Source organism: bacterium (genome assembly GCA_024742285.1).
GTDB lineage: Bacteria > Myxococcota_A > UBA9160 > UBA9160 > UBA4427 > UBA4427.
Genome location: JANSYR010000002.1, coordinates 396,881 through 421,352, shown reverse-complemented (window position 1 = coordinate 421,352; position 24,472 = coordinate 396,881). Strand labels below are relative to the sequence as shown.

At 67.8% G+C, this 24,472-nt stretch carries 19 protein-coding genes and 1 tRNA gene; 7 read left to right on the top strand and 13 right to left on the bottom strand.

What is annotated here, in order from left to right; translation table 11 throughout:
* Nucleotides 1-21: 21 nt before the first annotated feature.
* Entirely contained in the window at nucleotides 22-1,095 is a 1,074-nt protein-coding gene (locus tag NXI30_05710; protein MCR9093689.1) for a hypothetical protein, read from the bottom strand.
* Between the two features lie 167 nt (nucleotides 1,096-1,262).
* Nucleotides 1,263-2,801 carry a hypothetical protein gene (locus NXI30_05705; protein ID MCR9093688.1) on the bottom strand — a complete coding sequence of 513 codons (1,539 nt, stop codon included), beginning with the start codon at nucleotides 2,799-2,801 and terminating at the stop codon, nucleotides 1,263-1,265.
* 159 nt (nucleotides 2,802-2,960) lie between these two features.
* On the opposite strand from NXI30_05705, the gene NXI30_05700 reads away from it, so the two are divergent.
* Nucleotides 2,961-3,980, top strand: a complete 1,020-nt coding sequence (locus NXI30_05700) for an acyltransferase (GenBank protein ID MCR9093687.1) — start codon at nucleotides 2,961-2,963, stop codon at nucleotides 3,978-3,980.
* 14 nt (nucleotides 3,981-3,994) lie between these two features.
* Here NXI30_05700 and NXI30_05695 read toward each other — a convergent pair whose 3' ends face one another.
* Nucleotides 3,995-5,035, bottom strand: a complete 1,041-nt coding sequence (locus NXI30_05695; protein MCR9093686.1) for a glycosyltransferase family 2 protein — start codon at nucleotides 5,033-5,035, stop codon at nucleotides 3,995-3,997.
* Between the two features lie 616 nt (nucleotides 5,036-5,651).
* Between NXI30_05695 and NXI30_05690 the strand changes: the two genes are divergently transcribed.
* Complete coding sequence (locus NXI30_05690; GenBank protein ID MCR9093685.1) at nucleotides 5,652-7,247, top strand: PKD domain-containing protein; 1,596 nt, start codon at nucleotides 5,652-5,654, stop codon at nucleotides 7,245-7,247.
* A 109-nt stretch (nucleotides 7,248-7,356) separates the two neighbouring features.
* Here the strand turns inward: NXI30_05690 and NXI30_05685 are convergent, their stop codons facing one another.
* From NXI30_05685 to NXI30_05670, 4 genes are read right to left on the bottom strand one after another with little or no spacing between them, the layout of a single operon-like run.
* Nucleotides 7,357-8,364, bottom strand: a complete 1,008-nt coding sequence (locus tag NXI30_05685; GenBank protein MCR9093684.1) for a glycosyltransferase family 2 protein — start codon at nucleotides 8,362-8,364, stop codon at nucleotides 7,357-7,359.
* Nucleotides 8,348-10,312, bottom strand: coding sequence for an asparagine synthase (glutamine-hydrolyzing) (asnB, locus tag NXI30_05680; protein ID MCR9093683.1), 1,965 nt, complete (start codon nucleotides 10,310-10,312; stop codon nucleotides 8,348-8,350). Before asnB ends, NXI30_05685 begins: the two co-directional genes overlap by 17 nt.
* A 1-nt stretch (nucleotide 10,313) precedes the next feature.
* Nucleotides 10,314-11,531: a glycosyltransferase family 4 protein gene (locus NXI30_05675; protein MCR9093682.1), complete on the bottom strand. Its 1,218-nt coding sequence runs from the start codon at nucleotides 11,529-11,531 to the stop codon at nucleotides 10,314-10,316.
* Complete coding sequence (locus NXI30_05670) at nucleotides 11,528-12,331, bottom strand: DUF2334 domain-containing protein (GenBank protein MCR9093681.1); 804 nt, start codon at nucleotides 12,329-12,331, stop codon at nucleotides 11,528-11,530. The genes NXI30_05675 and NXI30_05670 overlap by 4 nt, the downstream gene beginning before the upstream one ends.
* A 578-nt stretch (nucleotides 12,332-12,909) precedes the next feature.
* Between NXI30_05670 and NXI30_05665 the strand changes: the two genes are divergently transcribed.
* Nucleotides 12,910-13,776, top strand: a complete 867-nt coding sequence (locus NXI30_05665) for a diiron oxygenase (GenBank protein MCR9093680.1) — start codon at nucleotides 12,910-12,912, stop codon at nucleotides 13,774-13,776.
* 22 nt (nucleotides 13,777-13,798) lie between these two features.
* Entirely contained in the window at nucleotides 13,799-14,047 is a 249-nt protein-coding gene (locus tag NXI30_05660) for an acyl carrier protein (GenBank protein ID MCR9093679.1), read from the top strand.
* Nucleotides 14,048-14,097: 50 nt separating this feature from the next.
* Here NXI30_05660 and NXI30_05655 read toward each other — a convergent pair whose 3' ends face one another.
* Both NXI30_05655 and NXI30_05650 read right to left on the bottom strand, forming a co-directional pair.
* Nucleotides 14,098-15,630 carry an amino acid adenylation domain-containing protein gene (locus NXI30_05655; GenBank protein ID MCR9093678.1) on the bottom strand — a complete coding sequence of 511 codons (1,533 nt, stop codon included), beginning with the start codon at nucleotides 15,628-15,630 and terminating at the stop codon, nucleotides 14,098-14,100.
* A 16-nt stretch (nucleotides 15,631-15,646) separates the two neighbouring features.
* Nucleotides 15,647-16,828, bottom strand: a complete 1,182-nt coding sequence (locus NXI30_05650) for an FAD-dependent monooxygenase (GenBank protein MCR9093677.1) — start codon at nucleotides 16,826-16,828, stop codon at nucleotides 15,647-15,649.
* Nucleotides 16,829-17,016: 188 nt separating this feature from the next.
* Here NXI30_05650 and NXI30_05645 point away from each other — a divergent pair, with 188 nt between their 5' ends.
* The gene (locus tag NXI30_05645; protein MCR9093676.1) at nucleotides 17,017-18,147 is read left to right on the top strand and encodes a hypothetical protein; all 1,131 of its coding nucleotides are present in this window, start codon (nucleotides 17,017-17,019) and stop codon (nucleotides 18,145-18,147) included.
* 69 nt (nucleotides 18,148-18,216) lie between these two features.
* Here NXI30_05645 and NXI30_05640 read toward each other — a convergent pair whose 3' ends face one another.
* Nucleotides 18,217-19,626: a sugar transferase gene (locus tag NXI30_05640; GenBank protein ID MCR9093675.1), complete on the bottom strand. Its 1,410-nt coding sequence runs from the start codon at nucleotides 19,624-19,626 to the stop codon at nucleotides 18,217-18,219.
* Between the two features lie 570 nt (nucleotides 19,627-20,196).
* On the opposite strand from NXI30_05640, the gene rfbB reads away from it, so the two are divergent.
* Together rfbB and rfbA are read left to right on the top strand one after the other, a co-directional pair.
* The gene (gene rfbB / locus NXI30_05635) at nucleotides 20,197-21,321 is read left to right on the top strand and encodes a dTDP-glucose 4,6-dehydratase (GenBank protein MCR9093674.1); all 1,125 of its coding nucleotides are present in this window, start codon (nucleotides 20,197-20,199) and stop codon (nucleotides 21,319-21,321) included.
* On the top strand, nucleotides 21,318-22,187 hold the full coding sequence (gene rfbA, locus NXI30_05630) for a glucose-1-phosphate thymidylyltransferase RfbA (GenBank protein MCR9093673.1): 870 nt from the start codon (nucleotides 21,318-21,320) through the stop codon (nucleotides 22,185-22,187). The genes rfbB and rfbA overlap by 4 nt, the downstream gene beginning before the upstream one ends.
* A gap of 66 nt (nucleotides 22,188-22,253) precedes the next feature.
* On the opposite strand, the gene galE is transcribed toward rfbA, so the two are convergent.
* From galE to NXI30_05615, 3 genes are all read right to left on the bottom strand, one after another.
* Nucleotides 22,254-23,303, bottom strand: a complete 1,050-nt coding sequence (gene galE / locus NXI30_05625) for a UDP-glucose 4-epimerase GalE (protein ID MCR9093672.1) — start codon at nucleotides 23,301-23,303, stop codon at nucleotides 22,254-22,256.
* 36 nt (nucleotides 23,304-23,339) lie between these two features.
* Entirely contained in the window at nucleotides 23,340-24,125 is a 786-nt protein-coding gene (locus NXI30_05620) for an SDR family oxidoreductase (GenBank protein ID MCR9093671.1), read from the bottom strand.
* Between the two features lie 171 nt (nucleotides 24,126-24,296).
* Nucleotides 24,297-24,373: transfer RNA gene (locus NXI30_05615), tRNA-Pro, on the bottom strand.
* Nucleotides 24,374-24,472: the final 99 nt, after the last annotated feature.

The following is a 24,472-nucleotide window of genomic DNA, read 5'->3' as shown; positions in this document are numbered from 1 at the left end:
CCCCACGCCCTACGCTTCGATCTAGGTCGCCTGGCAGCGCAGATCGAATTCGCGAAGGATCTCGTCGGCGACGCGTTGATTCGCCTCCGGATTCAGGTGGCCGTCGCGCGGAAAGAAGACCTCCGCCGGCGGGCGCTCGCCCACCACGGGCGTGAGATCGAGGTAGCGCGCGCCCATCTCTTCGAGCATCCCCACGGCCTCCTCGACGGGACGTGCGGGGTCCACGTCGGATCCGGACGCTGGCTCCAGACTGCCCGCCGCGGCCGCGTGATGGGCGGCCGCGGCCGCGCGCGTCGGCAGGACGAGGAACGCGACCTTCCCGCCCCGCGCTTCCACGAGATCCTTGATCGCGCGCATCTCGGCGCCCCAACGGTCTCGGGCGGCCGTGAGGAACGCTCCCTGCCAGGCCTCGGCGCTCGCGAGCTGCTCGTCGATGGCCGCGTAGGCGTTCTGATTGCCGCCATCGAAACGGTGATAGGTCGCAGAGAGCAGCCGATAGAGGTGCAGCCTCCGCTTGAGGAAGCTCTTCAGGCCCCCCTCGTTCCCGAGGATCCCCTCGCTCACCCGAGGATTCTTGTCCCACTGCGTATCGTGGAAGTCGTTGCCCACGTAGCTGACGGCGAAGACCCAATCGAAGCGCGTTCCGCCCTCACCGAGATGCGCCAACGTGTGCCGATACTGGACGGGGCCATAGCCCGCGACGGCCGTGTTGAGATGCGTCACTCGCGGCGTCCGCTGCGCCACTCGACCGACGAAGGACTCCTCGTACTCGACCCCGTGCCCGAAGGTGAACGAATCCCCGAGCCAGATCGCAGTGCACTGCCCGGGAGGCGGTGGCGTCGGTGATGTCGGCGGCTCCGACGGACGACGGAATCCGCGATCGTCCGTCAGGACGGTCCACTCCGTCTCACCCGTATCGACGTGAAGCGACCGATCCGGCTGCATCGCGAAGAAGGGGAGCTCCGGGTGGGAGCGATAGATCGCCAGCCAGGAAGCGGGTTGCGGAGCCACCAGACGGACGAACAGCTCGCTGACGACGAGCGTCGCCGTGAGCGAGATCGTCAACGCCGCGACGAGGAAGAACCCAACCCGCATTTCACCCTCCAATGCCTCCGATGCCTCCGATGCCTCCGATGGACGTGCACCGCGCCCCGCCCTGCACCGCGGCGAGCACGACGATCCACCCCGACCGATTCGTCGACCCGGAGGAGATTCCATTGCAGGCGGACCGCGTCGCGGAACGGAGCGTATCGCGCGCGGGTCTATCGATCTTCATCGTCCGGGCGCCTTCCCGCCTGGAGGAGCTCTGCCGTCGAGACCGTCCGCCGGACTTCGTCTCGCTCCTTTGACGTCCCCCCGGCGACGGGAGGCTCGTTTGCGGTCGCCGTCGACCGACTGCGCTGCGAGGAGCCGATCGGGGGCTTCCCGCTCGAACGCCCCAGACCCCCCGTCACCCCGGCGGTCACCCCCGCCAGGAAGATGGGAAAGCAGTTCCACCAGCCGTTGATGATCATGTCGATCATCCGGATTGCGACCATCCCGATCATCGCGCCGAGCAGGATCTGTCCCGTGCGATTCGTGCGTCTCATCCCGAACCAGGCCCGGATCGCAGGCGCCGCGAACACGAAGTAGTAGAGCGCGACCCCGAGGACGCCGCTCGTCCCGATCTTGATCGTGACCCACCCGTCGAGGCCGACCTCGCCCTGCCCGAACCCCTCCGCACCCGGGATCCGGCTGTACGTCCCCCATCCCAGCCACAGCCGATCGCCGATCTGCCCGAGGACGTGCTCCTCCTCGAGGAAGCGCCCTTCGAGCGAGTGCGCCCGCTCGGGCAGGTACTGTCGGGCGAACTCCACGATCTCCTCGTAGGGGAAGAGATCGACCATTCGAAGCGTGGGGTAGATGCACGCGAGCAGCACGAGGCCGAGACCGAGCATCGCGGCCAGCTGCTTCCGCGCGAGGGCATAGGCGGCAAAGAAGCTCACTCCGTAGACCATGCCCGCGACGTTCCGCGCGAGCAGGAGCCCGACCGTCACGATGTTCCTCGCGAGAGGCGTGGGAATCTTCGGAAGGCCGAATCCCCGTCCGACCCACGGAAGCGGCAGTCCCGTCCGCGCGATCGCCGCGGCGGCGATCGTCGACACGGCCATGAACGTCGCGAGCGCGAGGCCGTTGTCGAAGAACACGACCGGCTGCGCGAGCCCCCAGCGCATGTTGACCCGCGCCGGGAGTCCGTAGATCACCTGGGCGAGCTGCCAGACGCGGAAGGGAACGGACATGACCGTCTCGAGGACGATCAGTGCCGTATAGCCGGTCGCCGCGATGACCAGCGTCTTCAGGAACACGTACAGGTCTTCGATCGACCGGAACATCGCGCGACCGACCAGGAACGGGACGAAGACGGTCAGCACGTCGTCCACCGTCTTCGCGGCGATCCAGTAGGGACCGAGACCGTCCTCGAGACGCCCCTCGTCCATCATCGGAACGGAATTCATCGTGGCGGTGCCGATGTTCGCCAGGAAGATCAGGATCACGATCATCTCGAGGCCGGTCCCCGGCCTGGCTTCGAGCAACGCTCGACGATGGCAGAGGAACGCGAAGACGAGGGTACAGGTGTAGGTCAGGTACTCCTTGTCGATCGGCGGCACGACCGGCAGGTCGACCGCGATCACCTCGGGCAACAGGATCGAGCCGACGATGACGACGGTCGCCGCGGCCTGCGCTCTCTCCATGCGACGCATGACGAGGTAGGCGAACGGGATGAACATCACGAATGTGAAGTAGGCGAATGCGATCTTCATGGATGCTCAGGGTCGGTCTGGCCGTCGCGGTGGCGGATTCTCGCAAATCCCGAAAGTCTTGTCCGATTCGGGCCGAAACGTCACACTGCGTCGAACCCGGCACCCGATCGGCGCCCGTCGGGTCGGCTTGCCCGACTCGTCTTGGAGCGGACCAACGCAGTGGGATCTGAAGGCAAAAGGCGACGCCTGGTCGAAGTCGACCACATCAGCGGCTTCGCCATCCTGCTGGTGGTGATCGGGCACGTGGTCGCCCGCGAGCCGCCGTCCGGGAATCTCTGGTACGAGCATCTCAAGTTCGGGATCTACCAGTTCCACATGCCGCTGTTCATGACGATGTCGGGGCTGGTGTTTCGATATACCTACACCGCCGTCGGATCGCCGGCAGAGTTCGGCGACTGGGCTCGAAGCAAGCTCCTGAGGTTGGCCCCGGGATTCCTCTTGATCGGGGCCGCCATTCTGGTCGGCAAGTCGCTCGCGGCGAGCTTCATCCACGTGGACAACGCGGGGGGCGGGCTGGTCACGAACCTGATCCAGCTCTTCGTTCGGCCCACCCAGAGCGCAGCAGCCACGCTCTGGTACATCTACGTGCTGCTCGAGCTCTACCTGCTCTTCCCGCTGCTGCTCGCGGCCTGCCGGCAGCGCGAGCGACTCGTGCTCTGCGTCGTCGTCGCGATGCACGCGACGCACCTCCTCGTCTTTCCAGGCTTGACGCGGCTCGCCGCGATCCACCTGGTCTTCGAGTACGCGCTCTACTTCCAGGTCGGCGCGATGATCGCGGGACACTACGACGCAGTGATGAGCTTCGTACGGGCCCGAGCACCGATTTTCGCGCTCCTCTTCGCGATCAGCTTCGCGAGCGAGACGATCGCGCCCTGGCCCTACTCCAAGACGATCGTCGGCCTGGCCTCGATCCCCGCAGCGCTGGCGATCATCGGGCCGCTGCGCGGTCTGCCTGCGCGGGTCTTCTCGTTCCTCGGCGCCTACAGCTTCGCGATCTACCTGATGAACACGATCGCGATCGGCGCGACGAAGGGGATCATGCTCCGGCTGCTCCCCTGGGACGGAGTGAACTTCGTCCTCTTCTTCGCCGTACTGACGGCCGTCGGCCTCGCGGCGCCCGTGATCGCCTACCGTGCGATCCTCTCGCGCCACCCGTTCACGCGTCGAAGCTTCAACTGAGACCCGCGAGAGGATCAGGTCGCCGTCGGGTCGCGCGGGGCCGATTCCGGGCCCTTGTACTCGATCAGCGCGCTGCGACGCCCGGTGAGCCGCCCGATCGCGTAGCGCAGCTGCCCTTGCACGTTGGGCAGCTTGCCGAGAACACACGAAGCTGCGTAGACGTACTGGTGGGCGGTGGCGAAGCGCGGCCGGGGGGCGCGACGCGCGATCCGCAGCACCTGAACAGCGTAGAGCGCAGCCAGGACCAGGGTGATCGCCGGAGCGCCGACGACGAGGGCGATGACCATCACGAGCGGCAGCACGCCGCCCCAGAACCAGGTGCTTCGTGTCTCGCGACTGGCGCGGACCGAGGCGTGCGCGACCTGGTGCGATCCCCCTTCGGCATTCGCGTGCCCCGAACGGACATTGCGCGTCCACCACTGCCGGAACGAAGTCATCCGCGCATCGTGAAGCGTCATCGGCTCGTCGATGCGAAGCACCCGTCCGCCCTCCGCGATGAGCCGCGAGCAGAGCTCGGGCTCCTCTCCGGCGATCAGGTCCGGGCGGTAGCCGCCGACACGCCGGAAGGCATCGACCCGCATCAAGGCATCGCCACCGCACTCCGCAGCCGGGCCGATCGGCGTGTCCCATTCCATGTCGCAGAGGAGGTTGTAGATCGAGGCTTCGGGGAAGCGTTCGCGGCGCCGACCGCAGACGACCACGGCGTCCGCCTCTTCGCGCATGACCGCGTGGGCGCGATCGAGCCAGCCGGGCTCCAGCTCGCAGTCGCCATCGACGAACTGCACGAACTCGAGGTCCTGCGCCAGGGCGTCGAGACGCTCGAACCCCGCATTGCGAGCCCGAGCGGCGGTGAAGGGCACGGTCGTATCGAGCTCGACGACCGTCGCGCCCAGCGATCGGGCGAGCGCCACGCTCCCGTCCGTCGATCCCGAATCGACGTAGACCACGTGACGCGCCCGGGGCAGGGACGATTCCAGGCAGACCCGCAGCCGCTCGCCTTCGTTGCGCCCGATCGCGACGAGTCCGGTCCGGCTGTGCTGGGTGGCCTCGGTCATGTAGTTTCCTATCGGCCAGCTGCCCGTGGGAGCCACCGGTTTCTCTCTCCTGCCGACGAAGCGCCGTACCGGCTGTGGGTTGCCGATCCGAAAGATTCGGTGACCACGGGATCGAGTGCGCAGAACGCGGCAGATCGTCTCGGATCGGCCCGCGTGCAGACCTGCTTGAGGCGACTCGCCCCATTCACGATCGCAGTTGCCGGTGGCAGCTCGCCGGCAACTGTCTCCTCGCCCCTGGCCGTCCTACCGATAGGAGCCACAAGAAAAATGAATCCGACTAGAATGTAGGTCACGCCTTCGCTCGATCGGGCACAAACCTAGACCGCAGCTGACTTGCACGAAACGGGTCGCGGCCCCGAACGCACTCGTTCCGTGATCGCTGTGCCCATGGATCGCGGTCGGTCCGTGACCTCGTCCGGGGCGGGGCTCGACGGCCTTGCCGGAAGACGAGCGAAACGATCGAATCGAAGCGTCGTCGCAGGCAGGGCGAAGGACTGGCAGGCCGAGAGGTTCGGAATTGATCGACGACGCGACGACAGGCTGGCTGGGGCGAAGCGCCTCGCCGAGGGGAGCGGGCGCGGCTCTGCGACCTCGCCGCCGGCACCCGCTCGCTCGCGTGATCCTCTGGACCGCGCTGCTGCTCACTCTGCCGATGCTGGCTTCCGCACAGAACCAGCCCCCCGTCGCCGACGCGGGCATGGACGTGACGATCAAGCTCGGGGTTGCGACGGGGCTGCTCGGGATGGCGACGGATCCCGACGAGGATCCGATCGCGACCTGGCTCTGGACGATCGAATCGGCCCCGCCGGGCTCGACGGCGACCCTGGAGAACGCGTTCAGCCCGACGCCGACGATTACGCCCGACGTGCCCGGCGACTACATCGTGTCGCTCGTCGTGTCGGATGGCTTCCTCACGAGCGCACCCGATACCGTCACCGTCACGGCCCTCCCCAACTCGCCACCGACGGTCGATGCCGGCCCGGACGGGACCGTCTTCATCGGCCAGACCTTCGCGCTCGTCGGCACGGCGGACGACCCGGACGGGGATCCGATCGCCCAGTGGAACTGGTCGATCGACTCCGCGCCGCCCGGATCGGTCGCCACGCTGCAGAATCAGTTCAGTCCGACCCCGTCGCTGGCTCCGGACCTGGCCGGCGACTACGTGATCTCCGTCGTCGTCTCCGACGGGCTCCTCAGCAGCGACCCGGACACGGCGACGCTCACGGCCGAGACCAACTTCGCGCCGGTCGTCGTCGCCGGGCCGGACGTGACGACCACCCTGGGCGTCCCCCAGGCCTTGTCGGCTTCGGCCAGCGATGCCAACGAAGGCCAGGTCACCCTCTGGAACTGGTCCATCGAATCGGCGCCCCCGGGCTCCGTGGCCGTCCTCGATCAGCCGTTCAGCCCGACGCCCTCGCTCACGCCGGATCTCGCCGGCGACTACGTGATCTCGGTCTTCGTTTCGGATGGTCTGCTGGAAAGCGACCCCGATACGCTCACCGTGACGGGCGTCGCGAACCAGCCGCCCGTCGTGGATGCCGGCCCGGATCTCGCGACGATCGTGGGCCAGCGAACGCCCATCACGGCCTCCGCGAGCGACCCCGACGACGATCCCATCGTGCTCTGGACATGGACGCTGGACGCGGCACCGGCGGGGTCGACGGCGGTGATCGAGCAGCGATTCAGCCCCACGCCGGCGATCACGCCCGATCTCGCCGGGGACTACGAGATCTCCGTCGTCGTCTCCGACGGACTCGACTCCAGTCTGCCCGACAGCGTCACGATCAGCGCTGCGACGAACTCCCCGCCCACCGCGGATGCCGGCCCCGACCAGACGGTCGACGTGGGCGTGACGACCCTTCTCCAGGGAATGGCGACCGACCCGGACGACGACCCGATCGCGCTCTGGATCTGGACGATCGAGACGCAGCCCGCCGGCTCGACCGCGACGCTCGAGAACGCTTTCAGCATGACGCCCGCGCTCACGCCCGACGTCGAGGGCGCCTACGTCGTCTCGCTGGTCGTGAGTGATGGGATCGCCTCGAGTGCGCCGGACACGGTGACGATCACCACCACCGGCGGCGGCCCGGCACCGAATGTCCCGTCGATGGACGGTGCGCTGCTCTACGTCGTTCTCCCGGGAATCCTGACGATGGTCGGGATCCAGCGACTTCGACGCGCCCGACCGGCCCCGGATCGCGCCGACGGCTGAGCGGGAGGTGCGTCTCCCGCGTGGAGCGACGCGCCGAGGGAACCGAGCGGCGTCGCGCCTCCGCGCCCTCCGGGTCGGCACCTGCCGGACCGGGCCGCGGAAGAGCCGACTAGCGATCGAACTCCCGACGCACGCGCGCATTGTCCCGCGCCATCGTTCCGGCCTTGCCCCGGAAGAGGGACGACGCTTCGTAGCGACGCAGATAGCGACGGTAGGCGGGATTCTCGTATCGCGGGTGCCGCTGGATCGACGCCTTCAGATAGCCCCAGGCGATGCCCAGGCCGCCCAGGACCCAGGGCCGCTCGAACATCCGATAGAGCGCGACGGCGGCCACGTAGTACCACGCGGAGCCCATGAAATACTTGCCGCGTCCCCAGCGCACGCGGCCGACCCAGAGGCTGTGTTGGCTGCTGCCCATCTGCCGGAGGTGGATCACGCGCAAGAGCTCTTCGTCCCGCGACTGGGCGATCCACCCCTTCATCCGACAGATGTGTCCGTCGATCCCGTCCCAGCTGACCTCGCGAACGAAGCCGCCGATGTCCTCGAAGCACTCGACGCGATAGAACTTGGTCGGGCCGACGGCGTTCTCGTCTCCGGTCCGCTCCTGCTCGAGCGTACCGTCGTCGTGGCGCAGATGGAGCTTTCCGGAGCAGTTCCCCATGTAGGGGTCCTCTTCCATGATCTCCATCAAGCGCTCGAAGTAGCGCGGCGGAATCTCGAGATCCCCATCGAACTTGCAGACGTAGTCGAAGTCGGCGAGATCGACGTGCGAGAGACCGTCGTAGAAGGCCTCGACCACGCCGGGCCCGACCGCGCGCGCGCCCCGATCCGCGCGCGAGACGATCTGGATGTAGTCGAAGCGCGCGGCGTACTCCGCGAGGATCTCCGGCGTCTCGTCGGTCGATCCGTCGTCGACGATGACCCAGAGCGTCGGCGGCACGCTCTGCTGAGTAGTGGTTTCGAGCGTGGAGCGGATGTACTCCGCCTCGTTTCGACACGGCGTGATCAGGCAGTACCGCCGCGACGGCGCCGGCCGTACATCACCGTGCTCCTGCCGGATGGGCGGCACCGGAGCCGCTTCGTTCGAGGGAACGTTCGGGCTAGATTCGGACATCATGTTGCTGGCTCCAGGTGAGCAGGACGAAGAGAGACCACACGCGGGACCAGTAGATCCCGGGCTGCTCCGCCTCGAAGGCCTGCCAGAGTTGTCGAACCGCTTCGGGCCGGAGCCCCACTCGCCGGCAGGCCTCGGCGTCGAGCAGCGCCTCGGACACGCGTCCCTTGAGGCGACGTCGACACCAGACGTCGAGCGGAAGCTCGAAGCCGGCCTTCGGGCGGTCGAAGATCGCCGGATCGAGGCCGGCGGTCCCCAGATCGCGAAGGAGTTGCTTGCGTCGGAGGGGAGCGAAGCGCCTCGCCTCGGGGAGACGGGCCACCGCTTCGATCAATTCGTGATCCACGAAGGGCACACGCACTTCGAGCGCGACGGCCATGCTGGCCGCGTCCGTGTCCCTGAGCAGCCGCTCTCCCAGGAAGAGCGAGAGCTCCATCATCGAGGTCGCGTGCAGATCGGGCTGCTCTCGCGTCGCCTCGGAGAGAAGCGCCTCCAGCTCGGCCGGGAGGCCCGCGACGACCTGACCGGTCCCGGCCCGCTCGGCCAGGAGACGTTCCTTGAAGCGCTCCGTGAAGAGCGCGGAGGACACCTGATAGAGGTCGGAGAGCGCGGGCGGCGACGCGAGCAGATCCGCGAGCTTTCCCCACCGCGTCTGCGGCGGCACGCTGCGCGTCCCCGCATGACCGAGGCCGAGCCCGATCAGCTGACCCACACCCCGCCGTAGCGAGGCCGGGAGCCAGCCCACGCCGCCGAGGAGTCGTCGCGCTCTGGGCAGGTCCGCGAAGCTCGAATAGCCGCCGAAGAGCTCGTCACCGCCCGTCCCGGCGAGCGCCACGGTCAGACCTTCCTCGCGGACCGCACGGCTGACGAAGAACGTATTGATCGCGTCGAAGGTCGGCTGATCGAGGCTCCCCAACGCGTCGTCCAGACCGGCGACGAAGGTGTCCTCGGACAGGGCGAGCCGACGATGGTGGGTCCCGAGCGCCTTGGCGACCGCCTCGGCCTGAGGCGACTCGTCGTACTCGGCTTCCTCGAAGCTCACGTTCAGCGTCGTCACGCTTCGATCCGAAGCCGCCTGAGCCAGGGCGGCGACCGCGCTCGAGTCGACGCCGCCCGAGAGGAAGATGCCCAGCGGCACGTCCGCGACGAGGCGGCGGGACACGGCGCTGCGAAGGGCGGCATCGACGGCCTCCACCGCATCGGCCTCCGGGAGCGACCGATCCGCCGTCGGCAGCTGCCAATACCGCTGCTCGGCTCGTCGCCCTCCGGCAACGGGAATCTGGAGCAGACATCCCGCCGGCAGAGACCGAACCCCGCGAATCATCGTCGCCGGACCCGGCACGAAGCCGTTGTGCACGAACGTCTCGAGGGACACGGGGTCGAGGCGACGCTCCGTGACGTCGGCGGCCACGAGGGCACGGAGCTCGGAAGCGAAGTAGATCGCCCCTGCGTCGGGCGTACCGTCTTCTCTCTGCGTGTAGTAGAGCGGCTTGATCCCCATCCGGTCGCGACCCAGGGTGAGCGTCACGTCGCGCGGATCCCAGATCGCGAAGGCGAACATCCCGACGAGCCGCTCGAGGCAATCCTCCCGCCACTCGATCCAGGCCTTGAGCAGGACTTCGCCATCGCCCTGGGACTTGAATCGATGTCCCGCGCCCTCGAGCTCCTTTCGCAAGTGGCGAAAGTCGTAGATCTCGCCGTTGAAGCAGAGGACGACCCCGGTCGCCTCGTCGACCATCGGCTGCCGACTGAGCGGGGAGAGATCGACGACCGAGAGTCGACGGTGGCCAAACACGCATTGGACCGGGCCGTCGGCCCCACCGGAGACCGGAGCGCTCTCCCAGATCGCCTCGTCGTCCGGCCCGCGGTGGGCCTGGGCTCGCGTCATGCGCGTGACGCGCTCGCGAAGCGGCGCCGCGGCGGGCCCCATTGCACCGGCAATGCCACACACGTCAGCTGCCCTCGCCTCGACCCGCGCGGATCAGCGCGTCGACCTTGGGCCCCTCGGTGGCGGCGGTGTGCCGATCGCGAACCGCCCGCGCTCCCTCCTCGCCTCGCCGGCGAAGCTCGTCCACGGGCGTCTTCACGATCTCACGCATGGTCGACACCAGCGCGTCGACATCGCCGGCCGGAACGAGCCAGCCGTTCTCGCCGGGGCGAACCAACTCGGGAATGCCCGCCACGAAGGTCGAGAGCACGGGACGCCCGAGCGCGAACGCCTCCATGATGACCACGGGAAGCCCCTCGGCGGAGCTCGGCAGAACCAGACAATGGGCTGCCGCGAGCTCACGCCGGACCTCCGCCTCGCTGATCCAGCCGGTGATCCGGACGCGGTCCCCCAGTGAGTGACTCGCGATCCGCGCCTCGACCTCGTCACGCAGCTCGCCGTCGCCCGCCAGGACGAGTCGGGCGTTGGTGCCCTCCTCGATGAGTCGTGCAAAGGCATCCACCAGCAGGTGCGGCCCCTTCTGCGGCGTGAGTCGCCCGACGCAGACGAATCGAATCTCCGGATCGTCCTCGATCGGCGATGCAGCCTCGAAGAAGGCCTCGTCGACCGTGCAATGCACCTCGTGCAGGCGCGGCCAGTCCTCGGGCCGCGACCAGCGCTGCGCCTGCGCTCGCGCGTAGGCCGAGATCACGGTCGTGAACGCGCCCTCCCGGATCTTGTCGGCGATCAGATGACGCTCGGGCGCGTCCCATTCGTCCGGCCCGTGAATCGCGACGCTGAAGGTCGGGCCGCCGAGGCGATGGGCCAGCATGGCGACCGTCGCGGCGTTCGTCCCGAAATGGACGTGAACGTGCTGGACCTCTTCCTCGGCGCACAGCCGCACCAGACGACAGGCTTCGACGAAGTAGGCGACGGGGCGAACCAGGCCGCTCCCGCTTCGCAGTCCGACGCGGAGCGCGTTCGCAGCGACCGCGACGGCGCGCAGCGGTCTCGTCGCGAGCACCATCAGGACGGCGGAGAGGAGCTTCGCCGACCCCGCGAGCACGACGATCGTGCGTTCGAGCTCGGCGCGATCAGCCGGATCGACGACGACGTCGAGGTCGCTCTTGCGGATCGTGAGTCGGACGACCGTATGGCCCCTCGTCTCGAGCGCGACGATCTCGCGACGAATGAAGGTGTGGCTCACCTTCGGATACTGCGGGGTCATGTACGCGATCTTCATGCGGCCCCCGCCGCCAGCGCGCCGAGCCGTCCGAATCGGACCCCTGCGTCGGCGCGGAGTCGCGCCACGAATGCCCGAAGGGCTCCGACCTTCGCGGGCGTGTCGCAAGCCTGGTGGTGGAGCATGATGCCCACCGCGGGAAGGCGGCGTCGGAGCCATTCGAACTCCTGCCAGAGCTGCTCGGAATCCTTGTCGATCCGACGCCCCGAGGCGTCGACGTCCTCGTGGACGTCGAGCGAGACCGAGACCTCGACGAGGCGCGCGTCCGGCATCCGACGACCGTGGTAGGACACGCGCTTTCCCAGCAGCTTCACGCGCCCCAGGCGCCGGCCCACGGCGTAGTAGAGACGCGAGGGCCCGTCGGCCCGAAGACCCGCGGAGAGCGTGTCGAAGCCTGCGTCGCCCAGCGCGCGCAGGGTCTGCGCGTCGTATTTGTGGCAAGGGGGCGTGAAGACGCGCCCGGAGAAGCTTTCGCCCAGCATCTCCTTCAGCCGGTCACGCCCTGTCGAGATTGCATCGAACTGATCGTCGTAGGGCCGGTCGCCATCGAATTCGCTGGCACGCGGCTGGCCGTCGACGATCTGCGAGTGCGTGCAACCGTGCTGGTCCAGGAAGAGGAGATCGGCGCGCTCCGACTGGAGCTTGCGAAGCGCGTCGGCGGCTGCCGCGTCCAGGTAGCTGGGCACGACCTGGTAGTGACACGGCACCTCCGCCTCGAGGAGGATCTCGAGGACACTCCGGAGTGGATCGGTCAGCTCGCCGACATCGTCATCCCTGAAGAAGACCGTGGTCGATTGCATGCTGGCTGCTGGTTCCCCGCGCACTTGCGGTACCGATGACCGCCGAACGTTATCGCTGTCCCGTCGAGGACGGTATCGACGCGGGGCCTGCACGCCGCCGCTCGCAGTTTCAGTGGGTGCCCGGGGCGCCGGCCAACGAGACCGCAGAAACGCGCATCGGCCCTCGCCACCGACGCCCTGAGCGGTTTCTGCGGCACCGCCGCGCGGGGTCGGGCCGGACGGCGCCCATCCGTGTGATCCGTGAGCCGGCCATCACGAACGAGGAGAAAGGCGACTCGAAGGGGCTCCTCGCGAGACCATCGCTCTCACAGGATCTATACTCGTGGGGGTGCGAGGCCACGGGTCGAACGGCCAGCCGGAAGCGCAAGCCGAAAGCGCTTGACCCGCGTTTCTCGCACTCCGATACGATCGAAGGTGGCAGCCTCCTCGGCCTTCCTCCGGGGGGCCGAGACTCGTCTCGCTGGCAGAAATTTCGTCCCCTCGTGTGCCCTAGAGGCCACTCCCCCATAGCCTCCGCGCGGCCGGCGCGCCCTCACCCACGGCCCCGCCGAGGCCCAGTTCAGGACCAGGAGAAGCCAATGTCCAAGGTACAGACCGTCGCGCAGCAGATGACGCGGGCCTCTCAGAAATTCTTCTACGACCCCTCCACCGTTCTCGATTTTCCGGAGGCGCTCGATCCCGACGGGTGGGCGATGAGTCCCGAGCTCGTCTCGCTCTACGACACGCCGATCTGGCACGAGATGACCGAGGAAGAGCAGAAGCGCCTCGCCTTCTACGAGTGCTGTGGATTCTTCAGCCTGATCCTGAACGGGGAGCGCCCCCTGCTCGAGGGCATGAGCCATCGCATGTACGTGAACGAGAAGGATCTCGCGGTTACCGAGTACATGCATCACTTCATGGACGAAGAGAACAAGCACATGATGATGTTCTCGGGATTCCTGCGGCGCTATCTGGGCCGCGTCTACCCGGAGAAGAAGATCTCGTTCGCGCGCGAGATGCCGAAGGGGGGCGAAGATCTCTCGTTCCTCCTCAAGGTGCTCGTCGTCGAGGAGCTCTCGGACTACTACAACGTCGTGATGGGCGCCGACGAGCGACTCGACCAGATCTGCCGGGACATCAATCGCGTGCACCACGTCGACGAGGCCCGCCACATCCGATTCGGGCGCGCCTACCTGAAGTCGAAGTGGGACGAGATCACGGCGGAATGGAACGAGGAAGAGCTCGAGGACTTCCGGTCCTGGCTCCTGGACTACATCAACGCCAGCTGGCGTGACTTCCTCAACCCCTCCGTCTACCGCGACGCCGGAATCAAGGACACCTACGCCGCGCGCGAGGCGGCGCTCAAGTCCGAGGTCTGCCGAGAACACCGACAGCGCGCCTCCGAGAAGTTCCTCACCAATCTCGTCGACTCCGGCATCCTGACCGCGATGCCGGTCCTCGACTGACCTCGCCAGGAATCGAATGGACATGACCGAGCCCGAAATCAAGACGAAGCTTCGCGACTGGATCCTCGAGCACGCCAAGGACCGGCCCGCCGAGCTCCTCGACGACACCCCGATCCTCGAGCACGGCATCCTGTCGTCCCTCGAGGTCGTCGAGCTGATCCTCTTCGTCGAGCATCTCCTCGGTGACGAGGTCGACACCGACGACCTCGACGCGGATTCGATTCGCGACGTGAACGCGATCTACGAGACGTTCTTCACCGTCGACGCCTGACGCCCGGAGGCCGGCCTCTTCGGACCCAGCCGACCGGACGAGCCCCCGACTCAGTCCTCGAAGACGAGCCCGAAGGTCGCCTTGCGATCCGCCTTGCCATTGGGCGTCAGCGGAATCGCGTCCGCGACGACGACCTTGCGCGGAACCATGTAGCTCGGCACGCGCTTCCGCAGCTCTGCGACGACGGCTTCCTTGTCGGCTCCGTCGCCGAGGCAGACGAGCGCGCCGATGCACTTTTCTTCGACGACGGGGCTGTCGTTGAACACGACGACGCCGTCGCGAACGCCGTCGAGCGCGACGAGGGCGGACTCGATCTCGCCGAGCTCGATCCGATTGCCCATGTACTTGATCTGATGGTCGAGACGGCCCAGGAAGAGCAACCCTCCGTCGTCGGCGACCCGCACGAGGTCACCCGTCCGATAGACCGGATCGTGGAACCGGTCGTGCATCGGATTCTGCACGAACGCGGCCTTCGTCTTCTCGGCGTCTCCCAGATATCCGTACGAGACGGACTTCCCCCGCACGAGCAACTCTCCCTCGGTGCCGGGCTCGAGGCTGTGCGTCCCGTCTTCGCGCGCCACGAAGATCTCCATGTTCTCGCGGGGCTTCCCGATCGGAACGTGGGTCGCGTCGGGTGCCGGACGCTCTGGCACGACGTGGAAGGTGCAGTCGACGGTGATCTCGGTCGGGCCGTACATGTTCGTGTACTGCACGTGCGGATAGAGATCCATCCACTGGCCCAGCACGGCGGGCGGCAGGGCCTCGCCGGCGGCCAGCACGTGGCGCATCTTCGAGAACTGTCCGGGCGCGAGCTTCCCCGACTTCAGCAGGATGTTCAGCACGCTCGGAACGCAGAAGAACACGCTGATCTCGTTCTTGTCGAGCCAGGGGATCAGCTTGACCATGATCGTGTTCAGCGCGTCGTGAACCAGATAGAGGGTCGCGCCCGACTTGAACGACGTGTAGAGATCGAACGTCGAGTTGTCGAAGTAGAGGGGGGCGTGATTCGCGACCCGGTCCGTCGGCCGGATGTCGTAGGTTTCGACGCACCAGTCGATGTAGTCGAGAATCATCTGGTGACTGATCATCACGCCCTTGGGCTTGCCCGTGGAGCCGCTGGTGAAGAGCACGTAGGCGATGTCGATCGAGAGATTGCGATACGTGAGCGGCTCCGGCGCCCCCGACGGCTCGCCCTCCACGTTCACGATCTCGATCGCGGCGTCGTCTCCCAGCGCGTCGCGGAGGATGCCTTCGCTCTTCGTGTCCACGAGGACGAAGCGCGCGCCGGTCGTCTCGAGGATGTCCGCGAGCCGTCCCGGCGGGCTCGTCACGTCGACCGGGACATAGGCACAGTCCGTCTTCAGGATCGTGAGGATCGACCGGATCGACGGGATCCCCTTCTTCATGAAGAAGACGACGAACTCGCCGCGCCGGAGACCACGGGCCTGGAGATCGCGCGCCCAGGCGTTCGTCTGTCGATCGAGCTCGCCGTAGGTCACGCTCTCGTCGCGACAGACGACCGCAGGATGGTCCGGCGAGCGCCGGGCCGAGCCCGAGAAATACTCCTGCACGAGCTTGATCATCGCCCTCTCCTGTTCCTCATCCGGACGTTGGGTGCACGGCTGGGTCACCCGCATCCCAGGGGCCGCTCGTCGCGAGGTTGGCCCAGGCACGCTCGAGCTGTTCCTTGCCGACGCGAGCGAGCACCCGGTCCCGAATCATCAACTGTCTATCGTCCAGCTCCACGGTCCTCTGAAGGCGCTGGAGCGAAGCCGACTGGGCCTCTCGAACGCGAGCACGCCGACCCTCTTCGAACTCCGCGAGCGCGTGCTCGACGCTGTCCCCGCGCGCCAGAGCGGCGCTCAGCACCTGCGCGTCTTCGAAGGCCATGGCGGCTCCCTGGGCGAGCGTCGGCACGCAGGCGTGGGCGGCATCCCCGACGAGGACGACACGCGCCTTCGACCATCGCGCGCGATCGATCTGCCAGTAGTGGGTGGGGATGATCGACTGCTCGGGGTTCGAGATCGAATCGAGCCCGTGGATCACGCGCGAGACGGGCCCCCCGAAGTCCTGGAACGCGGTCCGAAGTGCGATTCGGGGATCGGCGCCCTCGGGGACGCAATGACTCGGAACCGGGCCGGCGCCGCAGTAGACCCGCCCGTTCGGCAAGGGATGGAGCAGGAAGGTTCGGGCGTTGCCGACCTGATAGAGGGGATGTTCGAGGCCGGCGGGACAGTCGGCCACGAATCGCCATCCGATCCGTCCCGGGATCGGCTTCGTCGGCGCGTCGCCCAGGAGGTCGACAGCGACCTGCGAGTGCACGCCGTCGGCCCCCACCACCAATCCGTAGTCCGCGCTCCTGCCTTCGCCGTCGACGATGCGCACGCCGTCGGCGTGCGGAACGAAGCGCTCGATCACACATCCGTTCCGCGGAACGATCGGAGCGATGGCCTCGACGAGGAGCGCGCGCAGCACCTTCCGCTCGATCGACACGAAATCCGGCCAGGCGCCCGGGACGGCGACCTCGAAGAGGGCATCGCCTTCGGCCGTGGCGAAGCGGAATTCGGAGACGACCCGCCCCGCCCGTCGGACCTCGCGCCCGATGCCCATCTCGTCGAGGGCCCGCATCGCGTTTCCGGCCAGGAGGATGCCCGTCCCCGGCCGCGGAACCGGATCGCGCTCGACGAGATCGACGGCGATCCCGCGGCGTGACAGCGCATGGCAGAGCGCCAATCCCGCCAGACCGGCGCCGACGACGAGAACCCGAAGCTCGCTCTTCATCGCGCGCCAGCATAGCCCCGCGTCGCCCACCGCCGAACGTCGATCGTGCAGGCGACCTCGCGCGGGTCGGGAAGCCGTACAGCGAGGGAGTCGCACGGCCGATGTCGTATACTCTCGCGGCCCCTCCCCCGGACGCCGGCCGTCGTTTTCCACACGCCGACCCAGGCAGCACAGGAGTCTCGACGGGCATGGGCATCCGAATCGTCCCCTACCGCGACGAGCACGTCCCCGAAGTCGCCGACTTCAACCGACGCATGGCCGAGGGGCAGTCGCCGTGGGGCTGGTACGAGGCCGCCGTCGACGACTGGATCCCGCCGCGCGAGGGCGTCGAAGTCTGGCGAGATCACTTCGTCGCGACCGATGACGAGGGGCGAGTGCGTGGCGCCTACGCCCTCAAGCCCCAGCCGTGGATCATCCGGGGCGAACGCCACTCGGTCTCCGACTGGCAGGGTCCCGTCTCCGAGGGCGCGATCTCGCCGCGCCACGCCGCCCTCGGCCTGCGCCTGATCCGGGACATGCTGAAGCGCTCGCCGCTTCTCTACAGCTGGGGCCACGGCGGAGACGACGCGACGATGTTGCAGCTGCTGAGATCGCTCGGCTGGCTGATCCATGACACGCCCTTCTGCCTCCGCGTCTGCCGCCCGTTCGCTTTCCTGCGCCGCAATCGATACCTGCGCGGGACGACCCGGAATCGCCTGGCGCTCGACGCCCTCGCCTTCACGGGCGCGGGCAGCGTCGGATTCCGTGGCCTTCAGGCGCTCCGCGGACTCCGGCGCCCGAGCCTGCGCGACGTGTCCTGCGAGGAGGTCGACGAGTTCGGGGCCTGGGCAGACGATCTCTGGGCGGCCTGCCACGGTGATTACCTCGCGCTCGGACTGCGCGACGCGGGCACGATGAACGCGCTCGTGCCGGCTTCGGGCTGGCCCTTCGGCATCCGCCTCCGCGTACGCCGCGGCGGGCAGGACATCGGCTGGGCGGTCGCGATGGACAACCGCGACCCCGAGGATCCACGCTTCGGCGATCTCCGCGTGGGCTGCATCGCCGACGTGCTGGCGAAGCCCGCCGACGCGCCCGTCGTGATCGCGGCGGCTTCCCGCGTCCTCGAGGACCGCGGCGTCGACCTGATCGGCTCCAATCAATCGCATCCGGATTGGGTCCAGGCCTTCGCGCGGAACGGCTATCTCGTACTCGAGAACCGGAGAACGCTGGCCGTCTCGCCCGAGCTCCAGGCTGCGCTCGAACCCTTCGAGGAAGCGCGTGGCGGTCTCCATCTCACCAACATGGACGGCCACGGGCCACACGGATTCGGGGCGGGCTAGGCGCTCCTGCGACGGCGAGACGACGAGCGCGAGGTGCCGTCGGTCGCACCTCCGAACGCGCCCCGTCGATCAGGAAGCGCCGCGAGCCAGGAGGACGGCGGGGATCGTCTGAAAGAGGATCTTCGCGTCCAGGCCCAGTGACCAGTGATCGATGTATTCCAGATCGAGCTTCACCCACTCCTCGAAGCCGATCTCGTTCCGCCCACCGACCTGCCAGATGCAGGTGATCCCCGGACGCATCGAAAGACGGCGTCGCTCGGAGATCTCGTAGTGGACCACTTCCTCCGGAACCGGGGGACGCGGCCCGACCAGACTCATGTCGCCGGAGAGGACGTTCCAGAACTGCGGAAGCTCGTCGAGGCTGTAGCGGCGCAGGAACGCACCGACCTTGGTGATGCGGGGGTCGAGCTTGACCTTGAAGACAGGACCGTCCATCTCGTTCATCTCGACGAGGTCCGCCTTCCGCGCCTCGGCGTCCACGCACATCGTGCGAAGCTTGATCATCGAGAAGCGGCGTCCGTAGAGGCCGCAGCGCGTCTGACGGAAGAAGATGGGGCCACCGTCTTCCAGCTTGATCGCGAGGGCAGCGAGCCCGATCAGCGGCGCGCTGACCACGACGGCGGCCGCGGCGCCCAGGACGTCCACCGCGCGCTTGACGCTCAGCAGGAACGAGTTGTGGTGGGCCATGGCGAACTCGAGGGACGGCCGGGACCCGAAGTTGCCGACGTAGGGCGTCGGCAGGTAGTCGCCGAAGAGATCCGTCATCAAGGTGATCGGCACGCCGGTGCTGCTGCAGGCGGACAGGACCGGGGCGATCGAGCCGAGCATCGAGCGCGGAACGGCGATCAGGACGCGATCGACGACCATCTCCGTCAGCACCGTGTCCATCTCCGAGACCCGGAAGATCTTCGCATCGAAGAGACTTCGATCGATCGCGGAGTCGACGTCGTCGACGAAGCCCAGAACGCACAATCCCCATTGGGGGTGGGATTCGATGCTTCGCTTGATCTGCGCCGCGCGCGCGCCCGTCCCCACGATCAGCACGTTTCGCGTGTTGCGTCCGACGCGACGCGCCGTCCGCAGCGTCGTGTAGACGGCGAAGCGCATGAACGAGAGCGCCGCCCCCTGCGCCGCAGCGCAGACGAACGGGAACTCGCGCGAGATCGGCACGTCACTCGCGAAGGCGACGGCTCCGAGGATCGTCGCGACGACGCAGCCGGAAACCAGCAGCCGACGGGCGACGTCCCAGGGCCCGAGCGTCCGAACCGAGGCGTAGACATCGAGCTGCTGGAACGTGAACGGCCAGACGAGACAGGCCGTGACCGCGAGGAGAAGCGTCGAGCCTCCCGCCTCTGCGAGCGGATCGCTCATGCCAGAGAGATCGGTCCAGTAGAGCAAGCCGAGGCAGATCACCGTACTGACCACGACGTCCATCGACATCAGCAGCGACGAAGTGATCTTGCCGTTGTTCCTCAGCATGGCGAAGTCCTGATCCTCGAGGTGGGGACGATTCCCGCTCCGAAATCGTCATGGGGAGAAATCCTGACGTCAGATCGCCCATTTTCTGAACGTCAGAGGCCCCAACGGCCCACAGAAGATGTGCCCGCGCTCACCGAAAAGGGTATGCGCGAGCCACGTGATTATAAGCGGAAGCTACCGTGAACTGCTCGTGAGCCGATGTAATTTCCAGAACGTTTCCAGACCTTTGTGACGAAATGTTCAGGAGAGTGGAATCCTACCCACCCCGGTTCGGCCGGATCTTGCCGGCGATCTGCCGATCGGGGACGGGGATTTCGAGGCCGAAACGCAGCCATTCGGATTCGGGCAAAACACCGCGCCCGCGCCCCACCCCTCGGCCTGCCGCTGCGGGCACTCAAGAGGGGGCGCGGGGACGGGAGCGCAGGCCACCGGCAACTCCGCCCCCCAAGCACCTCGGAACGCTCAAGATCGATGCCTACCGGCCGAGGGAAGACTTGCACCGGACCGTCGCGCGGGGGCGCGCGGGACCGGTGCTAGCGTGAGGCCGCGAGGCCGGCAGGAGTGCCCCACATGATTTCGCAGACCTGGCTCGTGACGGGTGGAGCGGGCTTCATCGGCTCCAATTTCGTCCGTTGGGCCCTCGAGCACCGTCCCGACGTCCGGATCGTCGTGCTCGACAAGCTGACCTACGCGGGCAGCCTCGAGAACCTCCGCGACCTGCCCGACCCGGATCGATACGTCTTCCTGCACGGCGACATTGCGCGGACCGACGACGTCGTCGCCGCCTTCGCCGACCACGCCCCGACGGCGATCCTCAACTTCGCCGCGGAGAGCCACGTCGATCGCTCGATCGATGGCCCGCGCGCGTTCGTCGACACGAACATCGGCGGGACCTTCGAGCTCCTCGAGGCCGCGCGCGCCCGCTTCGCCGAGCTCCCGCCCGAAGACCGGGAGCACTTCCGCTTCCTGCACGTCTCCACCGACGAGGTCTACGGGACCCTCGGCGCCGAGGGCTACTTCACCGAGGAGACGCCCTACGCACCCAACTCGCCCTACTCGGCCTCCAAGGCCGGCGCCGATCTGCTGGTGCGCGCCTATCACAAGACCTACGGCCTCCCGACGCTCACGACGAACTGCTCGAACAACTACGGGCCCTACCAGTTCCCCGAGAAGCTGATTCCCCTCATGGTGTTGAACACGCTCGAGGGGAAGCCGCTCCCGATCTACGGCGACGGCGGCAACGTGCGCGACTGGATCTTCGTGACCGACCACTGCGAAGGGATCGTGCGCGCGCTCGAGGACGGCACGCCCGGAGAGCAGTACGCCTTCGGTGGGAACAGCGAGCGCTCGAACCTGCAGGTCGTCGACGCGCTGTGCGACGCGATCGAGCACCTGCGACCCGCGGCGGCCAACGAAGCGATGAAGCGGCAGGGTCTCGACGACTACCGCGAGCTCAAGAGCTTCGTGGAAGACCGCCCCGGCCACGACCGGCGCTATGCGATCGATGCGAGCAAGTCGCTCCGCGAGCTCGGCTGGCGCCCCGGCCACACCTTCGAGGAGGCGATCGCCGAGACCGTCGCCTGGTACCTCGACAACGAGGCCTGGCGGCTCGCGATCCAGGAGGAAGGCGACGCGCGCGCACGACAGGGCCTTTCCGCCGAAACGAAGGGCGCCGCGGAAGGAGACCAGGCATGAAGGGCATCCTCCTCGCCGGCGGTTCGGGAACGCGCCTGGCCCCCGCGACCAACGGCGTCTCCAAGCAGCTCCTCCCGGTCTACGACAAGCCGATGGTCTACTACCCGCTGTCCTCGCTGATGCTGGCGGGCATCCGGGACATCCTCCTGATCTCGACGCCCTGGGACACGCCGATCTTCGAGCGCATGCTCGGCGACGGCAGCCAGTTCGGCGTCCGGATCCAGTACCGGGTCCAGGACAAGCCGGAGGGCATCGCCCAGGCCTTCCTGATCGCGGCGGACTGGATCGACGGCGATCCGGTCGCCCTCGCCCTCGGCGACAACATCTTCTACGGCCACGGTTTCCCCGATTCGATCCGCCGCGCCGCGACCCAGGACGCCGGCGCGACCGTCATCGGCTACCGGGTCCACGACCCCGAGCGCTACGGCGTGATCGAGTTCGGCGACGACGGCAGCGTGCTCTCGATCGAGGAGAAGCCCGAGACCCCCCGCTCGAACTACGCGGTCGCCGGCCTCTACTTCTACGACGAACAGGTCGTCGACATCGCCCGCGGCCTGACCCCGTCCCCCCGCGGCGAGCTCGAGATCACCGACGTCAACCTGGCCTACCTCGAACGCGGCTCGCTCAAGGTCGAGCTGCTCGGCCGCGGCGTCGCCTGGCTCGACACCGGAACCCACGAAGCGCTCCTCCAGGCGGCGAACTTCATCGAAGCCGTCCAGCAGCGTCAGGGCCTGCTCATCTCCTGTCCCGAGGAGATCGGGTGGCGCAACGGCTGGATCGAGAACGATCAGCTCCGCAGCCAGGCGAGCGCGCTCTCGAAGAACGAGTACGGCGAGTACCTGCTTCGCCTCCTCGACGAGAGCTAGCCCCGCGCTTCGCGACCGGGACGGCCGCGCGCGTCGGGGTGACGGGGGCTGTGGCGGGGGCTGGGCCTAGCGCGACCCCAGGCGCTCCTGCCAACGCCAGGCGTCTCGCATCGCATCGTCGATCGTCCGCCTCGCCTTCCAGCCGAGCACCTCCTCGACCTTGTCGCAGGACGCGAAGATCTGCTCGATGTCGCCGGATCGGCGCGGGCCGACCTCCCGGGCGATCGACTGTCCGGTGGCGCGTTCGAAGGCGTCGACGGCTTCCTGAACGGACGTCCCCCGCCCCGTCCCCACGTTGAAGACCTCGACGAGCGGCCCATCGCCCTGCTCCGCCATCCAATCGAGGGAGCGGACGTGCGCCGCCGCGAGATCGAGCACGTGGATGTAGTCGCGCACACACGTCCCGTCGGGCGTATCCCAGTCGTCGCCGAAGATCTGCACCGGCCCGCGCAGGCCCGCCGCGCTCTGCAAGATGATGGGGACGAGGTTCTGCGGATCGCCCAGGGGCAGCTCGCCGATCCGTGCCGACGGGTGGGCCCCGATCGGATTGAAGTAGCGAAGCAGGGTCACGCGATGCGGCGCGCCGGAAGCGACGACGTCCGCCAGGATGTCCTCGCAGATCCGCTTGGTCGCGCCGTAGACGCTCGCCGGCTCCGCCCGCGGCGTCTCCTCCGTGACGGGGAGCGCCTCCGGCTGCCCATAGACCGTGCAGGACGACGAGAAGACGAGGTCGCGGGTGCCGAACTCGCCCATCACCTCGAGCAGGTTCAGGAGCCCGCCCACATTGTTCCGGTAGTAGAGGAGCGGCTTCTCCTGAGACTCGCCGACGGCCTTCGACGCCGCGAAATGGATCACGCCCTCGATCGGCCCCGCCGCCTCGAAGACCTGCGAGAGCCGCTCCTTGTCGCCGCAGTCGATCTCGTAGCAGGAGATCGGCCGGCCGCAGATCCCCGCCAGCCCCTCGACGACCCCACGATCGGAGTTCGAGAAGTCGTCGACGATCACCGGCTCGAAGCCGTTCTCGACCAGGTCGACGATCGTATGCGAGCCGATGAAGCCGGCGCCTCCCGTCACGAGGATCCGGCCCCTGCTCTGCGTTCCCGCGCCTTCGCTCAACGCTCCCCCCAGCTTCGATCCACGGGCCCCGGCGGCCTACGTGTTCTGGATCGACAATCCCCCATCGACCGGAATCGCCACGCCATTGAGGTAGGAAGCGGCGGGCAACGCGAGCGAGAGCGTCATGTGCGCCACCTCTTCGGGGTCGGCGTAGCGTCGGGCCGGGACGCGGCGGCGGGCGAACTTCTCGCGGTGCGCCTCCGGAATCGCCTCCGTCAGACCCGTGAGGATCGGCCCCGGGCAGATGCAGTTCGCGGTGATGCCCTCGGGTCCGAGATCGAGCGCCATCGACCGCGTGAGCCCGACGACCCCGTGCTTGGCCGCGGTATAGGGACCGGCGTTCTTCGTCGCCCCGAGTCCCTCCGTCGAGGCGATGTTGACGATCCGCCCGTCGCCGGCCCGACGCATCTGGGGCAGCGCGGCGCGAACGATCCGCTGGTGCGACGTGAGCAACACGTCGAGCGCCCGCGTCCATCCCGGCTCGTACTCGTCGTCGCTCATGTCGAGGGTCCCGCCGACGGCGATCCCGGCGTTGTTGACCACGATCCCGATGTCGCCGAGGGTCGCCCCGATCTCGTCGACGACCGCATGGATGCGGTCGAGGTCGGCCACGTCGAGCGCCCAACCCGCGGCGGTCCCGCCGGCTTCGGTGATCTCCTTGACGACGAGATCGACGCGATCCCGACCGAGATCGGTCACCGCGACCTTCGCGCCTTCGTCGGCGAAGAGGTGGGCGGTCGCACGGCCCATGCCGCTGGCGGCACCGGTGATCAGCACGACCCGGTCGGCGACCGAGCGAGAGAGCTTCGATAGGCGGGGCATGGGGGGAGCCTATCGCATCGAACCCGCCTGAACGGCGCCCCAGGGCGCCTGCCTCGACCGGCGAGGGATCCCTGCTCCCACGATCGGCCCGACAGCAACGCCGATCCGATGCTGCGCCGAAAAGTCGGGAAGCTTGCGAGGGAGTCCGTGCAACTCCGCCCGCAAGGAAAATGGTCGGGCCGGCGGGACTTGAACCCGCGACCTCTTGACCCCCAGTCAAGCGCGCTACCAGACTGCGCCACGGCCCGACGAGCGCGTAGGTTTAGCTCACGGGACCGGGGGAGTCGATGCCGGAAGCCCCGGAAACGACAGGGAAATCCGACCTGCGGGTCGGACTCGGGACGCCG

What these genes read in the sequence shown, in the direction of transcription:
- NXI30_05620 (MCR9093671.1), bottom strand. Translation starts at nt 24,125, where the DNA reads ATGCCCCGCCTATCGAAGCTCTCTCGCTCGGTCGCCGACCGGGTCGTG.
- NXI30_05705 (MCR9093688.1), bottom strand. Translation starts at nt 2,801, where the DNA reads ATGAAGATCGCATTCGCCTACTTCACATTCGTGATGTTCATCCCGTTC.
- NXI30_05660 (MCR9093679.1), top strand. Translation starts at nt 13,799, where the DNA reads ATGACCGAGCCCGAAATCAAGACGAAGCTTCGCGACTGGATCCTCGAG.
- NXI30_05675 (MCR9093682.1), bottom strand. Translation starts at nt 11,531, where the DNA reads ATGAAGATCGCGTACATGACCCCGCAGTATCCGAAGGTGAGCCACACC.
- NXI30_05640 (MCR9093675.1), bottom strand. Translation starts at nt 19,626, where the DNA reads ATGCTGAGGAACAACGGCAAGATCACTTCGTCGCTGCTGATGTCGATG.
- rfbA (MCR9093673.1), top strand. Translation starts at nt 21,318, where the DNA reads ATGAAGGGCATCCTCCTCGCCGGCGGTTCGGGAACGCGCCTGGCCCCC.
- NXI30_05645 (MCR9093676.1), top strand. Translation starts at nt 17,017, where the DNA reads ATGGGCATCCGAATCGTCCCCTACCGCGACGAGCACGTCCCCGAAGTC.
- NXI30_05670 (MCR9093681.1), bottom strand. Translation starts at nt 12,331, where the DNA reads ATGCAATCGACCACGGTCTTCTTCAGGGATGACGATGTCGGCGAGCTG.
- NXI30_05665 (MCR9093680.1), top strand. Translation starts at nt 12,910, where the DNA reads ATGTCCAAGGTACAGACCGTCGCGCAGCAGATGACGCGGGCCTCTCAG.
- NXI30_05685 (MCR9093684.1), bottom strand. Translation starts at nt 8,364, where the DNA reads ATGATGTCCGAATCTAGCCCGAACGTTCCCTCGAACGAAGCGGCTCCG.
- NXI30_05650 (MCR9093677.1), bottom strand. Translation starts at nt 16,828, where the DNA reads ATGAAGAGCGAGCTTCGGGTTCTCGTCGTCGGCGCCGGTCTGGCGGGA.
- NXI30_05655 (MCR9093678.1), bottom strand. Translation starts at nt 15,630, where the DNA reads ATGATCAAGCTCGTGCAGGAGTATTTCTCGGGCTCGGCCCGGCGCTCG.
- NXI30_05710 (MCR9093689.1), bottom strand. Translation starts at nt 1,095, where the DNA reads ATGCGGGTTGGGTTCTTCCTCGTCGCGGCGTTGACGATCTCGCTCACG.
- NXI30_05695 (MCR9093686.1), bottom strand. Translation starts at nt 5,035, where the DNA reads ATGACCGAGGCCACCCAGCACAGCCGGACCGGACTCGTCGCGATCGGG.
- rfbB (MCR9093674.1), top strand. Translation starts at nt 20,197, where the DNA reads ATGATTTCGCAGACCTGGCTCGTGACGGGTGGAGCGGGCTTCATCGGC.